Below are 14,436 nucleotides of genomic sequence, written 5' to 3'. Positions count from 1 at the left end.
GATCATCAGACGTTCGACGTTGTTGCGCAGCTGGCGGATGTTGCCCGGCCAGTCGTGCGACTGCAGGATTGCCATCGCGTCCGAGGCGATGCGGCGGCGCGGCATGCCGGTCGTCGTCGCCATATGGTCCATGAAGAAGGAGATCAGTTCGGGAATGTCGTCGCGGCGCTCGGAGAGCGAGGGTACCCGGATCGGCACCACCGACAGGCGATGGAACAGATCTTCGCGGAATGCACCCTCGGCGATCAGGCCTGCGAGATCGCGCGCGCTCGACGAGATGATGCGCACGTCGACGTTGACCCGTGCCGTCCCGCCGACGCGGGTAAAGTTCTGCTCGACGAGAACGCGGAGAATCTTGCCCTGCGTCTCCTTCGGCATGTCTGCGATCTCGTCTATATAGAGCGTGCCGCCGTGCGCCTCTTCGAGCTTGCCGACCATCCGGCCGCTGCCGTTGACGGCTTCCACGCCGAACAGCTCGGTCTCCATGTTCTCCGGCGTGATCGTCGCCGCATTGACCACGACGAACGGGCCCTGCGTTCGCGCCGAGGCCTCGTGGATCATCCGCGCCGCCAGTTCCTTGCCGGCGCCGGGCGATCCGGTGATCATGATGCGGGAATTGGCCGGCGCGACGCGCTCGATGACCTGGCGCAACTGATTGACCGATGTCGACTTGCCGACGATCTGGTTGACGCTGCCGCCGCGGATCTTCAGGTCGCTGACTTCGCGTTTCAGGCGCGAGTTTTCCAGGGCGCGTTCGGCGATCAGCACCAGCCGGTCGGCCTTGAACGGTTTCTCGATGAAGTCGTAGGCGCCGAGCTTGATTGCCGAGACCGCCGTCTCGATGTTGCCGTGGCCCGAAATCATCACGACCGGCAGGTTCGGGTTCTGCTTCTTGACGATCTCCAGCACCTGCAGCCCGTCGAGGCGCGAGCCCTGCAGCCAGATGTCGAGGAACACCAGGCTCGGGCGTCGCGCTTCGATTGCGGCGAGCGCCTCGTCCGAGTTCTTGGCCGTCCGCGTGCCGTGGCCTTCATCCGAAAGGATGCCGGACACGATTTCGCGGATATCGATTTCGTCATCGACGATGAGGATGTCGCTCGCCATGGGTCGGTTCAAGCCGTTTCGGTTGCCGCCGCGAGGGCGGGTTCATCGGAGGGCGAAGCGCCTGGAGACGCCTCGCGGTTGGGGAAGAAGAGACGGACGCGGGCACCCTGCCCGCCCGGTGCATCGAGGAGTTCGAGACCACCGCCGTGGTCCTCCAGAATCTTCGCGACGATGGGCAGGCCAAGCCCGGTCCCTTCCGCCCGCGTCGTCATATAGGGCTCGAGAAGCCGTTGACGATTTTCGACGGGAAAACCTTTGCCGTTATCGATGATATTGAGCTCGACATTGCCGCCTACGATCAGCGACACGAGCACCCGGCCGCCGCCGTCCGGCATCGGATCGGAGGCAAGAATGCCTTCGGTCGCGTTCTTGATGATGTTCGTCAGCGCCTGCGAGATCAGGCGGCGGTCGAACTGCATGAACACCGGCTCGGGCGGCAGCCGCTCCTCGAACGTCATCTCGGGCTGCGCCACCCGCATCAGGAACAGCACCCGGCGCACGCACTCGCTGAGGTCGTCGCGCTCCAGCGTCGCCTTCGGCATGCGGGCAAAGGACGAGAACTCGTCGACCATACGCTTGATGTCATCCACCTGCCTGACGATCGTGTCGGTGCATTGATAGAAGATATCCTGGTCGACCGTGATGTTTCGCCCGTATTTTCGCTTAAGCCGTTCGGCGGAGAGCTGAATCGGCGTCAGCGGATTCTTGATCTCGTGAGCGATGCGCCGCGCGACGTCCGCCCAGGCGGCGGTGCGCTGCGCGTCGATGACGTCGCTGATGTCGTCGAGCGTCATCACGTAGCTCTTGTCGGCGCGCACCGACGGCTCGCTGGTGACACGGACGTTGAACAGCCGGTCGCGGCCGTTGCGGTTGATCGAAACCTGGCCCTGGACGAGGCGGTGCTGGCTTGCGCGGGCCTCGGCGAGCACCGTGGCGATCTCCGGCATCACGGTCTCGACCTTCTGTCCGACGATGTCGTGGGCGCCTTCCCCGGTCTTCGGGATCAGCTGCTCTGCGGACGGATTGAGCGTGGTGATCTCGCCAGCCGGTCCGACGCCGACGACGGCGACCGGCACGCCGGACAGCACCGCCTCGGTGAAGATGCGCCGCTCGTCGATCAGCGTGCTAGCGGCAACCAGGCGGTTCTGCTGCAGCCGCAGCTCCGACGTCATCTTGTTGAAGGTCTCGCCGAGATGCGCGAGGTCGCCCTCGGAGCGATGCACCGCGACCTGCACGAAGAGATTGCCGGAGGCCACCTGATCGGTAGCGCCGATCAGGCGGCGGATGGGTTCGACAAGGCGGTTGGCGAAGTTGAGGCCGAGCCAGGTCGCCGACAGCAGCATGATCAGCGCGATCGACACATACATCGTGGCGAAGGCGATGGAGATGCTGCGGCGATGCCCGTCGAAGGCGTCGTAGAGCACGACGAGGCGATTGGCCTCCTTGGGAAATTCGATGGTGAAGGAATCGACCGGACGCGCGGCGTAGAGATAGGTGTCCGGGAACGACGCCATCGGCCGCAGCGCCACGAAGGTGCGGCCTTCGTCAAGCAGCAGGCAAAGCGGCTCGTTCTTCTTGGCGTCGGCAAAGTCGGTATCGGCCGGCTTGATGATGGCGGTGCCGGTGCCGCCAGTCGGTCCCATGTCGACCCGCTCGATCATCGTGCCGTCGGGCTTCATCAGCGCCGCCGCGCTGAAGCCGAGGAACTTGGCGCGTGAGGCAAAGTATTCTTTGAACAGCGAGCGGTCGGCAGTAAACATCACCTTGCCGCGGTCGAGGTCGAGCGCGGTGAGGCGGGCTTCCTGCAGCAGCGAACGGCACTGTCCTTCGCGGAACAGCCGCGCCGCCTCGATGGTGTTGAGCACGAAGCCGCGGACGTCCTGCATGAAGGCGGGGTTGAGGCTGCGATCGAGCGTCACCGAGCCGACCAGCGCCATCAGGATCACCGGGGCGGCGGCGATGATGGAAAATAACCCGACGACGCGGAGATGCAGGCGGGCGCCCGCGGCGCCGGCCCGCCACGCGCCGACGATCGCCCAGCCCTCGACGACGACGAGCGCCACCAGCAAGAGGATCGTCGTGATATTGGCGATGAACAGGCCGAGCACGACATTGTCGGTCGGGGCGAGCGGCGTGTAGTCGGAAAAGATCAAAAAGCTGGCGGTCGCGATCGCCAGCGCCAACACCACGACGAAGGGCCCGAAGCGCGTCAGCAGGCGACGCGGCGTCGCGATGGCATCGGCTGTTGGTGCTGCTGTCATCGTAGACGATTTATCCGATCCGCTCGAAGGCCGGCGCAGGATCATCGAGATCGAGCGCGCATCACCTTAGCCCGAGCCGAACAACTGTTGCAAGATTACGACAATTCGACGGCGTGGGCCGATGATCCCGCCTAGCGCGGCGACCGCATCAGGCGGATGTCGAGATCGCGAATCTTCTTGCGCAGCGTATTGCGGTTGAGGCCGAGCAGTTCCGCCGCCTTGATCTGGTTGCCGCGCGTTGCGGCCAGCGCCGCCGAGATCAGCGGCTGTTCCAGCTCGCGCAGCACACGGTGGTAGAGGCCGGGGGGCGGCAGCGAATCGCCATGCGCGCCGAACAGCTTCGACAGATGCCGCTCGACGGCGACACCGAGTGGGGGCGCCTCTTCGCCATCGGTCGCGGGCGCCGCATTGCCGGCGCTCTTGAGCACGTTTGGTGGCGAAAAGCCGGCCGCATCGGCCGACAGTTCGACATCGACGAGATGCTCGTTGATCGATTCCTGCGGATAGAGCGCGGCGAGACGGCGGATGAGATTTTCGAGCTCGCGGATGTTGCCGGGCCAGCGGTAGCGCTTCATCCGCTCCAGCGCGCCGGGCTCGAGCTGCTTGGTGGGGAGGCCTTCGGCGGCGGCCTGATTGAAGAAGTGCTGGGCGAGGTCGGCGACGTCCTCGATGCGCTCGCGCAGCGGTGGCAGGCGCAGCGGTACGACGTTGAGGCGGAAGAACAGATCCTCGCGGAACAGCCCCTGCCCGATCAGGATGCGGAGATCCTTGTTGGTCGCGGCGACGATGCGCACGTTGGTCTTGATCGGCGTGCGGCCGCCGACGGTGGTGTATTCGCCCTGCTGCAGCACGCGAAGCAGACGCGTCTGCGCTTCCATCGGCATGTCGCCGATTTCGTCAAGGAACAGCGTGCCGCCCTCGGCCTGCTCGAAGCGGCCGGCCGAGCGGGTGTTGGCGCCGGTGAAGGCGCCCTTCTCGTGGCCGAACAGCTCGCTCTCGATCAGGTCGCGCGGGATCGCCGCCATGTTGATCGCGACGAACGGGCCTTTCTTGCGCTTGCCGTAATCGTGCAGCGCGCGGGCGACGAGTTCCTTACCGGTCCCGGACTCGCCGGTGATCATCACGGTGAGGTCGGTCGCCATCAGGCGGGCGAGCGAGCGGTAGATCTCCTGCATCGCCGGCGAGCGGCCGACGAGCGGCATGTTGTCGAGGTCTTCCGGCAGGATCGCCCGCGAGCGATTCTTAGGTTCCGCCAGTGCGCGGCCGACGATCGACACGAGTTCGCGGAGATCGAAGGGCTTCGGCAGATAGTCGTAGGCGCCGCGTTCCGACGCCTTGATCGCCGTCATGAACGTGTTCTGCGCGCTCATCACGATGATCGGTAGCTCCGGCCGGAGCTTTTTCATGCGCGGCAGGAGTTCGAAGGCGTTTTCGTCCGGCATGATGACGTCGGTGATCACGAGGTCGCCGTCGCCGGCCTTGACCCAGCCCCATAACGTCGCGGCGGTGCCGGTGGTGCGGACGTCGTAGCCCGCGCGCGACAAAGCCTGGCTGAGCACCGTGCGGATCGCCGCATCGTCGTCCGCCACCAGAATATTTCCTGTCGTCATTGCCAGATTTTCTCCGCCAGACGGCGGTCCCTATTCGGTCGGATCCCCGCGACCGTCGCGAGGTGCCAGCATCGGCATGAGGACCTTGAATGTCGTCCGACCGGGGTGGGATTCACATTCGACGATGCCGCCATGATCGCCGACGATCTTGGCGATCAAAGCAAGGCCTAGGCCAGTTCCCGTCGGTTTCGTCGTGACGAAGGGGTCGAACAGCCGAGGAAGAATGGCGTCGGCGATGCCCGGCCCGTTGTCGCGCACGATGAATTCGAGAGGCAGGCTGATCGGGGTGTCCGATCCGTTAACCTTCAAACGAAACCCCGGGCGAAACGACGTGCGCATCTCGATCTCGCCGTCCTGCCGCGTCGGCCCGATCGCTTCGGCGGCGTTCTTGACCAGATTGAGGAAGGTTTGGATCAACTGATCGCGACTGCCGAACACCGGCGGCAGCGAGGGATCGTAGATCTCCTTGAACTTGATGTGCCGGGCAAACCCCGCCTGCGACACTTTCTTCACATGGTCGAGCACGGCATGGATGTTGACGCCTTCGAACTCCTCCGGGACGCCTTGCGAGAACGGCTTCATCCGATCGACGAGTTTCACGATCCGGTCGGTCTCGTCGCAGATCAGTCGCGTCAGCGCACGGTCGCTGTCGCTGACCTCCGCCTCGAGAAGTTGCGCCGCGCCGCGAATGCCCGACAGCGGGTTCTTGATCTCATGCGCCAGCATCGAGGCCATTGCCGAAACCGAGCGTGAGGCGCCGCGCTGGGCATGCTGGCGATCGAGTTTTTCGCCGATCGAGCGCTCGCGCAGCATGATCACCAGTGTCTCGCTCTGCGGCGTCACCTGGGAGACGAAGATATCGACCAGCCGCTCCAAGCCGAGCCGCGGCAGCCCGAGATCGACGCGGTATTCGTTGATCGCGCCACCGGTCGCGCGCACCTGCTGCATCAGCGCGAGCAGCGAGGAATCCGCCGGCAGCAGTGAGGACAGAAGATGCCGGCGCGGTGTCGTGAGACTGGTACCGAAGAAGATTTCTGCAGCGGCGTTGGCCTTGCAGATCCGGCCGTCCTGGCGGACCGTCAGGATCGGATGCGGCAGCGCGTCGAGCACCAGAAGCGCGTCGAGGCCTTCGATCGCCGCCGTCGGCGGCGCGCGCTTAGCCGACTTCGCCGAGATTAGTTGCTGCACTTCTGCGATCGCGCGTGCCGTCATGCAGCCTTCTCCAAAAATGAGATGTCGTCCGTCATATCGAAAACCGCGGCGAGTAACACCCGCACCTTGGCCGGCCTGTCTTCCGTGACCAGCGCCTGCACCGGATCGGAGGTGGGGTTGCGACCGGCATGCAGCGCGTAGGCGGCAAGATGCTTGCGCGCGTGACGCACGCCCTTGTCCACGCCGTAAAGCGACAGGAGGAGATCGTAGTGTTCCAGTGCGGCGGCCTGGCGGTCGGCCGGTGATGGCGCGGCGCGGTGCTCGCCGGTCGCCAGCGCATGGGCGATATCGCCGACGAGCCAGGGCCGTCCCAAGGCGGCGCGGCCGATCATCACCGCATCGGCGCCGGAGCGCTGCAACATCATCAGCGCATCGTCCACGGAGTGGCAGTCGCCGTTGGCGACGACGGGGATGGCGACGGCGCCCTTGACGGCGCGGATCGCGGCCCAGTCTGCCTGCCCCTTGTAGAACTGGCAGCGGGTGCGTCCGTGGACGGTGACCAGCGCCACGCCCTCCGCTTCGGCGCGGCGCGCCAGCTCCGGCGCGTTGAGGGAAGACTCGTCCCAGCCGAGCCGCATTTTCAGCGTCACCGGGACGGAAACGGCTTTCACGGTGGCGCGGATCAGCGCCGTGGCCTGATCCAGATCGCGCATCAGCGCCGAGCCGGCCAGACCGCCGACAACCTTTTTCGCCGGGCAGCCCATGTTGATGTCGACGATCGCGGCGCCCTGGTCCTGCGCCAGCCGTGCGGCCTCGGCGAGATGGGTGGCCTGGCATCCGGCGATCTGCACGACATGGCAGTCGATCCCGATGCCATCCGCCTTGGCCGCACTCGCGGCATCGCCGGCGGCGTAGAAGGCGCTGTCGACCATTTCGGACACGACCATCGAAGCGCCGAAGCGCTGCGCCAGCCGGCGCATGCCGATATCCGTGACCCCGGACATCGGCGCGAGGATCGCACGGCCGGGAATCCGCTGCGGACCGATGGCGATGCCACCGGTGAAGATGCTTATTGTTTGTGCAAGCGGCAACATGCCCACATCGTAATCAAAACCTGCAAACCCACAAGATCCTTTGAGCAAGATTTATCTTTTCACTAATTTTGTTCCAAGCCCTTCGACGTCCGCCTTCGTTGACCTCGCCTGGGAAACATCGGATGAGGCGTCCGCAGCTTTTTGCCTGATCCCTCGGATATGACCCAGCATCTTTCAACGGCCATTCTCGTGGTCGCCGCCGGCCGCGGCTCGCGCGTCGGCGCAGCGATCCCCAAGCAATATCTTGTCTTGGCAGGCCAGCCCTTGCTCAGTCATACCTTGCAGGCGCTGTTGCGGGCCGATGCCGAAGCAAAGGTGCTGACGGTGATCCACCAGGATGATCACGATCTCTACGATGCCAGCGTGCAGGCTCTCGGGCCGGCAGACCAGGCGCGCGTTCTGCCGCCGGTCCACGGCGGCGCCTCGCGGCAGGACAGCGTCCGCGCCGGCCTCGCGGCGCTCGCCGCCCTGCCCGCTTCGCCCGATCTCGTTCTGATCCACGATGGCGCCCGCCCCTTCGCGACGGCAGGCCTGATCGCGCGGGCCAAAGCCGCGGCGGCGCAGAACGGCGCGGCGGTGCCTGGCCTTGCCGTCACCGACACGATCAAGGAGGTCGACGGCGCCGGGCGCATCGTCGCGACGCCGCAGCGCGCCAAGCTGCGCGCCGTGCAGACGCCGCAGGCGTTTCGCTTTGCCCTGATTCACGCCGCGCACGGCGCCGCCGAAGCCGCCGGCGCCCGCGACCTCACCGATGACGCGGCCATCGCCGAATGGGCCGGCCATGCCGTCCATATTTTTGAAGGAGACGTCGACAACATGAAAGTCACCACCCCCGAGGACGTCCGCGCCGCCGAAGCCCGCCTGATCCAGGATTGTCCGGATATTCGCATGGGCCAGGGCTACGACGTCCACGCCTTCGGCCCCGGCGATCACGTCTGGCTCGGCGGCCTGAAAGTGCCGCACGGCAAGGGGCTGGTCGGCCATTCCGACGCCGACGTGCTGAGCCATGCCATCACCGACGCAATCTACGGCGCGCTCGGCGATGGCGACATCGGCAGCCACTTTCCGCCGTCCGACCCACAATGGAAGGGCGCGGATTCGACCATCTTCCTCGCCGCCGCCGCCGATGCGGTGCGGGCGCGTGGCGGGATGATCGCGCATATCGACGCCACCGTCGTCTGTGAATGGCCGAAGGTCGGGCCGCATCGCGACGCGATCCGTGCCCGCATCGCCGAAGTGGTGAAAATCCCGCTCGACCGTGTCGCGGTGAAGGCCACGACCTCGGAACGTCTCGGCTTCACCGGGCGCGAGGAAGGCATGGCGTCGCTCGCCATCGCCACGATCCGGCTGCCGCTGCCATGCTGACGGGGACGGCGATCGCCGAAGCGGAGGCGCTGCTGGCCCTCTACCGGAAGCATCGCCTGACGATCGTCACGGCGGAATCCTGCACCGGCGGTCTCGTCGCCGGGGTCATCACCGCGATCCCCGGCTCGAGCACCGTGTTCGAGCGCGGCTTCGTCACCTACAGCAACGAGGCCAAGGCGGACTCGCTCGGCATTCCGCTCGACTTCATCGAGCGCTACGGCGCCGTCTCACAGGAAGTGGCCCGCGCCATGGCGGTCGGCGCCCTCGACAATTCGCGGGCCGACGTGGCCATCGCCGTGACCGGCATCGCTGGGCCCGGCGGTGGCACGGCGGAAAAGCCGGTCGGTCTCGTGCATTTCGCCTGTGCCCGGCGCGACGGCGGCGCTCAGGCGGTGGAGCGCCGTTATGGCGCATTGAGCCGATCGGAAATCCGCACGGCGTCTGTGTCGATGGCGCTGAAGATGCTCAGGGATGTGGCGGGGTAGAAATTTCTGGCTTAGGAGACCGCGTTCTGAGAGCGCTGATCCCGAAGCATGCCCGAAAGTCCGATGTCCTCGTCCAACGTAGGCCAGTGGATGCCAAACGGACTGATTTCGAAGTCTTGCCGCTCCGCTGCCGACGCTGCGATGAGACGAGGATAACAATTGAGAGGCGACATGATTTGGCGTCCATCTTCGAGTCCGACGACGAGGTGGGTATCGGTCACGCGCGCGGTGCCGATTTTTGCGCGCTGGCTGTCAATGTCCAAAGTGATCGCTCCAGGCTGTCTGTAGGCGTCGACGATGCACTGCGATATGTTTGGCTATCGCGGTGAGATCGTGCGGCGGAAATCCGCTATTCTTCGCAACAGTAATGTCCACAAGCCAAAACTTACATTCATGGCCTTGGCTTGTCACATGGACATGCGCGGGTTCCGCGCCCTCGTTGGAGTAAAAGAAAAATCGATAGCCTCTCCAAACGAAAACGGTCGGCATCGAGCCTCCCAAAAAACTAAAGCGGGATATTCCCGTGCTTCTTCCACGGGTTCTCCAGCACCTTGCCGCGCAGCATCGCCAGGCCCAGCGCGACCCGCCGCCGGGTCGCGTGCGGCATGATCACCTCGTCGATATAGCCGCGCTCCGCCGCCACGAAGGGGGACAGGAAGCGGTCCTCGTAATCCTTCGTCTTCGCCGCAATTTTTTCCGCATCGCCCACGTCGGACCGAAAGATGATCTCCACCGCGCCCTTGGCGCCCATCACCGCGATCTGCGCCGTCGGCCAAGCAAAATTCAGATCGCCGCGCAGATGCTTTGAGGCCATCACGTCGTAGGCGCCGCCAAAGGCTTTGCGGGTGATGATGGTGATCTTCGGCACCGTGGCCTCGGCATAGGCGTAGAGCAGCTTGGCGCCATGCTTGATCAGCCCGCCGTATTCCTGCGCGGTCCCCGGTAAAAAGCCAGGCACGTCGACAAAGGTGACGATCGGGATATTGAAGCAATCGCAGAAGCGGACGAAGCGCGCGGCCTTACGCGAAGCGTCGCTGTCGAGCACGCCGGCGAGCACGATCGGCTGGTTGGCGACGAGGCCGACGGTGCGGCCCTCGACCCGGCCGAAGCCGACCACGATGTTTTTGGCGTGCGCCGCCTGGATCTCGAAGAAATCACCGTCATCGACGGTTTTAAGAATCAACTCTTTGATGTCGTAGGGCTTGTTCGGATTGTCCGGCACCAGCGTGTCGAGTGAAAGGTCCTTGTCCTGGAAGCCGACCGGCTCGGCCGGCCAGTCCGGCATCGGCGCGACGTTGGAGGCCGGCAGAAAATCGATCAGCCGGCGCGTCTGCAGCAGAGCTTCGACGTCGTTCTCGTACGCATTATCGGCGACCGAGCTACGCACCGCGTGGATCGAGGCGCCGCCGAGTTCTTCGGCCGTCACCGTCTCGTTGGTGACGGTCTTCACGACGTCGGGGCCGGTGACGAACATGTAGCTCGTGTCCTTCACCATGAAGATGAAGTCGGTCATCGCGGGTGAGTAGACGTCGCCGCCGGCGCAGGGCCCCATGATCAGCGAGATCTGCGGGATGACGCCGGACGCCAACACGTTGCGCTGAAACACCTCGCCGTAGCCGCCGAGCGCCGCGACGCCCTCCTGGATGCGGGCGCCGCCGGCATCGAACAGGCCGATGATCGGCGCCCGATTGCGCAGCGCCATGTCCTGGATCTTCATGATCTTTTGCGCATGCGCTTCCGAGAGCGAGCCGCCGAACACCGTAAAATCCTTGGCGAAGACGAAGACGGCGCGGCCGGTGATCGTGCCCCAGCCGGTGACCACCCCGTCGCCCGGAATCTTCTGCGTTTCCATGCCGAAGTCGACGGCGCGGTGCTCGACGAACATGTCGAACTCCTCGAACGAGCCTTCGTCGAGCAGCAGTTCAATGCGTTCGCGTGCGGTGAGCTTGCCCTTGGCGTGCTGCGCCGCGACGCGGCGGGCGCCGCCGCCGGCCTCTGCCTCGGCCCGACGTTCGGCAAGCCTCGTCAACATCGTCTTCACCAGCGCGCTCCGGCTCAATAATTGTAAGGGCTACCTCAAAATGTGTTGGGGCCGTAGCATGCCCGGACCTATGGCGAAACACGGCCTCCGCCTGTAGACATAGTCCTGTCGGCGGAGGCTTGCATAAGACGGGCCCGCTTATCTTTAGCTTGCGTGGGAGAGTTCTTGTGACGATCGAATCGGAAACCACGGAATTCGCCGAATTCAACCGCTTCGCCGACAAAGACGGCCCGCTGCGAGAGGATATCCGCTTCCTCGGCCATATCCTGGGCGACACGATCCGCGCCCAGGAGGGCGACGCGATCTTCGACACCGTCGAGCAGATCCGCAAGACTTCGGTCAAATTCCACCGCGATCAGGACGAGAACGAAGCCAAGGCGCTGGAAGCCATCCTGACCTCGCTGTCGCCGCGCCAGGCGACGCTGGTGGTGCGCTCCTTCAGCTACTTCTCGCATCTCGCCAATATCGCCGAAGACGCCCATCACGCGCGGCGCACGCGGGCTCATGCCATCGCCGGCTCGAAGCCGCGCACCGGCACGATCAAGCGCGCGCTCGCCAACGCCAAGGAGCACGGCATCTCGCGGGCGGACCTGCAGGCCTTCTTCGAAGGCGCCTTCATCAGCCCGGTGCTGACGGCGCATCCGACGGAAGTGCGCCGCAAGAGCACGATGTCCTGGGAGATCATCGTCAAGCATTTGCTCGACCGTTACGGCGATCGCGACCAGGCCGACGAGGAGCGCGACGAGGTGCGCCAGAGCATGCGCGAAGCCATGCTGGCGCTATGGCAGACCAGCCTGCTCCGCCGCAACAAGCTCACCGTCATCGACGAGGTCGCCAACGGCCTCAGCTACTACGACTACTCCCTGCTCCAGGAGTTGCCCGGCGTGTACAAAACGCTAGAGGCGCAGGTCGCGGCCTTCGAGTCGAACGAGCCTGACATGCCGATCCCCTCGTTCCTGCGGATGGGCAGCTGGATCGGCGGCGACCGCGACGGCAATCCCTTCGTCACCGCAGACGTCTTGGCGACGACCGCCCGCATGCATGGCGTCAAGGCGTTGAACCATTATCGCGACGAGCTGCATCAGCTGCGCAACGAGCTCACCCTCAGCGCGACCATCGTGGATGTGTCCGCCGGCGTCACGACGCTGGCCGATGCCGCGCATGATCATCGCCCGAGTCAGCGCGGCGAGCCCTACAAGCGCGCGCTGTTCGGCATGATCCGCCGGGTCTATTCGACGACGCAGCTGTTCAAGGACGAGCCGCTCGGCCAGATGCCGCCCTACGCCGCCCCGGCGGAACTGCTCGCCGATCTCACGACGATCGAGACGTCGCTGACGGAAAACGGCTCCGGCATTCTCACCCGCGGGCGGCTGCACCGGTTACGGCGCGCGGTCGATTGCTTTGGCTTTCACCTCGCCAGCATCGATCTCCGTCAGAACTCGTCGGTGCACGAACGCACCATCGCCGAGCTGCTGGAAGCGGTCGCGCCCGGCACGGACTACCTCGCACGCTCCGAGGACGAGCGCGTCGCCATCCTCGAAAAAGAGCTCGACACCCCGCGTCCCCTGATCTCGCCATTCCTGGCGTATTCCGAGGAGACGCAGTCGGAACTCGGCGTCTTCCGCATGGCGGTGGAGGCCAAGAAGCAGTACGGCGACGCCATCATCCACACCGCTATCATCTCCATGGCGGAATCTGTTTCCGACCTGCTCGAACTCGCCGTGCTTCTCAAGGAAAACGGCCTGATCGACCGGGACTGCAAGAGCGCGGTTAACCTCGTGCCGCTGTTCGAGACGATCGACGATCTGCGCGCGGCAGCGGGCATCATGGACGCGGCCTTCAAGAACAGGCATTTCGCCCGCATCGTCGCCTCGCGCGGCCAAGTCCAGGAGGTCATGCTCGGCTATTCCGACTCCAACAAGGACGGCGGCTTCGTCACGTCGGGCTGGGAGCTGTATCAGGCCGAAATCGCGCTGATCGAGACCTTCGCCGCTCACGGGATCAAGATGCGGCTGTTCCACGGCCGCGGCGGCTCCGTCGGCCGTGGCGGCGGCCCGAGCTACGACGCGATCATGGCGCAGCCCTCCGGCGCCGTCCGCGGCCAGATCCGCATTACCGAACAGGGCGAGATCATCTCGTCGAAATATTCCAACGCCGATACCTGCCGGCGCAATCTCAACATCCTGGTCGCGGCGACGCTGGAGTCGACATTGCTCGACACCCGCCGCCCATCGGCGCCGCAAGCGTTTCTTGAAACGATGCAGAATCTATCCGACCGGGCGTTCAAGGCCTATCGCGCGCTGGTCTACGAAACCCCCGGCTTCGAGGACTATTTCTGGAGCTCGACGGTGATCAACGAGATCGCCACGTTGAACCTCGGCAGCCGCCCCGCATCACGCAAGAAGACGCGGCGGATCGAGGATCTGCGCGCCATTCCCTGGGTGTTCAGCTGGGCGCAATGCCGCGTGATGCTGCCGGGCTGGTACGGCTTCGGCACCGCCATCCGGGATTGGCTGGCCGTGCCCGGCAACAGCCAGGAGCAGCTCAGCGCAATGTACCAGGACTGGCCGTTTTTCCGCACCATGCTGTCTAACATGGACATGGTGCTGGCGAAGAGCAGCCTCGCCGTCGCGTCGCGCTATGCCGACCTCGTCGAGGACGAGGGATTGCGCACCAAGATCTTTGCCGCGATCAGCACCGAGCATGCGCTGACCATCGGTGCCGTGCTCTCGATCATGGGCCAGGAGCGGCTGCTCGAAACCAACCCGTTGCTGGAGCGCTCGATCTCCAACCGCTTCCCTTACCTCGACCCGATGAACCACGTGCAGGTGGAATTGCTCAAGATGCTGCGTTCCGACCAGGACAACGACGAGGTCCGTAGCGGCGTGCATCTCAGCATCAACGGCGTCGCGGCGGGGCTGCGGAATAGCGGGTAGGTCGGCCTCGGTTCGGGTTGCAGTGAAGCGCGCTAGCGAGATCTGAGACGCGTCACCCGTCCGCGCTGACCTTCACCGTCTGCGCTTTGACGGCGCGGCTCAGCTCTTCGGCTTCTGCGAGCAAGTCGTCGACGACGCGCCCCATCGGACGGCCGTCCCCCATCGTCGAGAGCCACAAGGTCGCGCCTTCAAGGCGCAGGATCGCGTCCGCCGCCACGTCCCGCGCCGCGTCTTCGTCCATGACGGGCCGCAGGACCGCGGCCAGACGGTCGCGGAATGCCGCGAAGTAGGCCCGTACCGCGGCTCTGGCCTCGGGCGTGTCGTTGGACACGCCGTAGGCGAGATGCAAGCCGACGCAGCGCTTGCGGTCGCAAAGCGACGACGCGGT

The 14,436-nt window shown here is 65.1% G+C and carries 11 protein-coding genes and 1 pseudogene; 3 read left to right on the top strand and 9 right to left on the bottom strand.

Translation table 11 applies throughout. The features are described from left to right. From GSQ79_RS24330 to dusB, 5 genes are all read right to left on the bottom strand, one after another. On the bottom strand, window positions 1–1,104 hold a 1,104-nt coding region (locus GSQ79_RS24330), incomplete at its 3' end, for a sigma-54 dependent transcriptional regulator (protein ID WP_158811346.1). Window positions 1,105–1,112: 8 nt separating this feature from the next. Next, entirely contained in the window at window positions 1,113–3,365 is a 2,253-nt protein-coding gene (locus tag GSQ79_RS24325; protein WP_158811345.1) for a PAS domain-containing sensor histidine kinase, read from the bottom strand. A 131-nt stretch (window positions 3,366–3,496) separates the two neighbouring features. Beyond that, entirely contained in the window at window positions 3,497–4,975 is a 1,479-nt protein-coding gene (ntrC, locus tag GSQ79_RS24320) for a nitrogen regulation protein NR(I) (protein WP_158811344.1), read from the bottom strand. 30 nt (window positions 4,976–5,005) lie between these two features. Continuing rightward, window positions 5,006–6,187 (bottom strand): nitrogen regulation protein NR(II), encoded by a 1,182-nt coding sequence (locus GSQ79_RS24315; protein WP_158811343.1) that lies wholly within the window; start codon window positions 6,185–6,187, stop codon window positions 5,006–5,008. Next, window positions 6,184–7,221 carry a tRNA dihydrouridine synthase DusB gene (gene dusB, locus GSQ79_RS24310; RefSeq protein ID WP_158811342.1) on the bottom strand — a complete coding sequence of 346 codons (1,038 nt, stop codon included), beginning with the start codon at window positions 7,219–7,221 and terminating at the stop codon, window positions 6,184–6,186. Before dusB ends, GSQ79_RS24315 begins: the two co-directional genes overlap by 4 nt. A 159-nt stretch (window positions 7,222–7,380) precedes the next feature. Between dusB and GSQ79_RS24305 the strand changes: the two genes are divergently transcribed. Together GSQ79_RS24305 and GSQ79_RS24300 are read left to right on the top strand one after the other, a co-directional pair. After that, window positions 7,381–8,586 carry a bifunctional 2-C-methyl-D-erythritol 4-phosphate cytidylyltransferase/2-C-methyl-D-erythritol 2,4-cyclodiphosphate synthase gene (locus GSQ79_RS24305; RefSeq protein ID WP_158811341.1) on the top strand — a complete coding sequence of 402 codons (1,206 nt, stop codon included), beginning with the start codon at window positions 7,381–7,383 and terminating at the stop codon, window positions 8,584–8,586. Further along, window positions 8,580–9,071 (top strand): CinA family protein, encoded by a 492-nt coding sequence (locus tag GSQ79_RS24300; RefSeq protein WP_158811340.1) that lies wholly within the window; start codon window positions 8,580–8,582, stop codon window positions 9,069–9,071. The genes GSQ79_RS24305 and GSQ79_RS24300 overlap by 7 nt, the downstream gene beginning before the upstream one ends. Before the next feature lie 11 nt (window positions 9,072–9,082). Here the strand turns inward: GSQ79_RS24300 and GSQ79_RS29880 are convergent, their stop codons facing one another. The 3 genes from GSQ79_RS29880 to GSQ79_RS24285 are packed head-to-tail and all read right to left on the bottom strand — an operon-like array spanning window position 9,083 to window position 11,103. Then, window positions 9,083–9,292, bottom strand: coding sequence for a DUF2442 domain-containing protein (locus GSQ79_RS29880; protein WP_256379050.1), 210 nt, complete (start codon window positions 9,290–9,292; stop codon window positions 9,083–9,085). A 31-nt stretch (window positions 9,293–9,323) separates the two neighbouring features. Next, window positions 9,324–9,560 (bottom strand): DUF4160 domain-containing protein, encoded by a 237-nt coding sequence (locus GSQ79_RS24290; protein ID WP_158811339.1) that lies wholly within the window; start codon window positions 9,558–9,560, stop codon window positions 9,324–9,326. Window positions 9,561–9,576: 16 nt separating this feature from the next. Next, window positions 9,577–11,103 (bottom strand): acyl-CoA carboxylase subunit beta, encoded by a 1,527-nt coding sequence (locus tag GSQ79_RS24285; protein WP_158811372.1) that lies wholly within the window; start codon window positions 11,101–11,103, stop codon window positions 9,577–9,579. Between the two features lie 176 nt (window positions 11,104–11,279). Here GSQ79_RS24285 and ppc point away from each other — a divergent pair, with 176 nt between their 5' ends. Continuing rightward, window positions 11,280–14,048, top strand: a complete 2,769-nt coding sequence (gene ppc, locus GSQ79_RS24280) for a phosphoenolpyruvate carboxylase (RefSeq protein WP_246725559.1) — start codon at window positions 11,280–11,282, stop codon at window positions 14,046–14,048. Between the two features lie 52 nt (window positions 14,049–14,100). Here the strand turns inward: ppc and GSQ79_RS24275 are convergent. Continuing rightward, a pseudogene (locus GSQ79_RS24275) lies at window positions 14,101–14,436 on the bottom strand (hypothetical protein); the annotation flags it as partial.

Source organism: Beijerinckia sp. L45 (genome assembly GCF_009765775.1).
GTDB lineage: Bacteria > Pseudomonadota > Alphaproteobacteria > Rhizobiales > Beijerinckiaceae > RH-AL1.
Note: the sequence above shows the minus strand (reverse complement) of the source record. Positions and strands in the feature narration are given on the sequence as shown.

Coding starts and splice junctions, on each gene's coding strand:
- ntrC (WP_158811344.1), bottom strand. CDS start 4,975: ATGACGACAGGAAATATTCTGGTGGCGGACGACGATGCGGCGATCCGC.
- dusB (WP_158811342.1), bottom strand. CDS start 7,221: ATGTTGCCGCTTGCACAAACAATAAGCATCTTCACCGGTGGCATCGCC.
- GSQ79_RS24285 (WP_158811372.1), bottom strand. CDS start 11,103: ATGTTGACGAGGCTTGCCGAACGTCGGGCCGAGGCAGAGGCCGGCGGC.
- GSQ79_RS24315 (WP_158811343.1), bottom strand. CDS start 6,187: ATGACGGCACGCGCGATCGCAGAAGTGCAGCAACTAATCTCGGCGAAG.
- GSQ79_RS24305 (WP_158811341.1), top strand. CDS start 7,381: ATGACCCAGCATCTTTCAACGGCCATTCTCGTGGTCGCCGCCGGCCGC.
- GSQ79_RS24290 (WP_158811339.1), bottom strand. CDS start 9,560: ATGCCGACCGTTTTCGTTTGGAGAGGCTATCGATTTTTCTTTTACTCC.
- GSQ79_RS24300 (WP_158811340.1), top strand. CDS start 8,580: ATGCTGACGGGGACGGCGATCGCCGAAGCGGAGGCGCTGCTGGCCCTC.
- GSQ79_RS24325 (WP_158811345.1), bottom strand. CDS start 3,365: ATGACAGCAGCACCAACAGCCGATGCCATCGCGACGCCGCGTCGCCTG.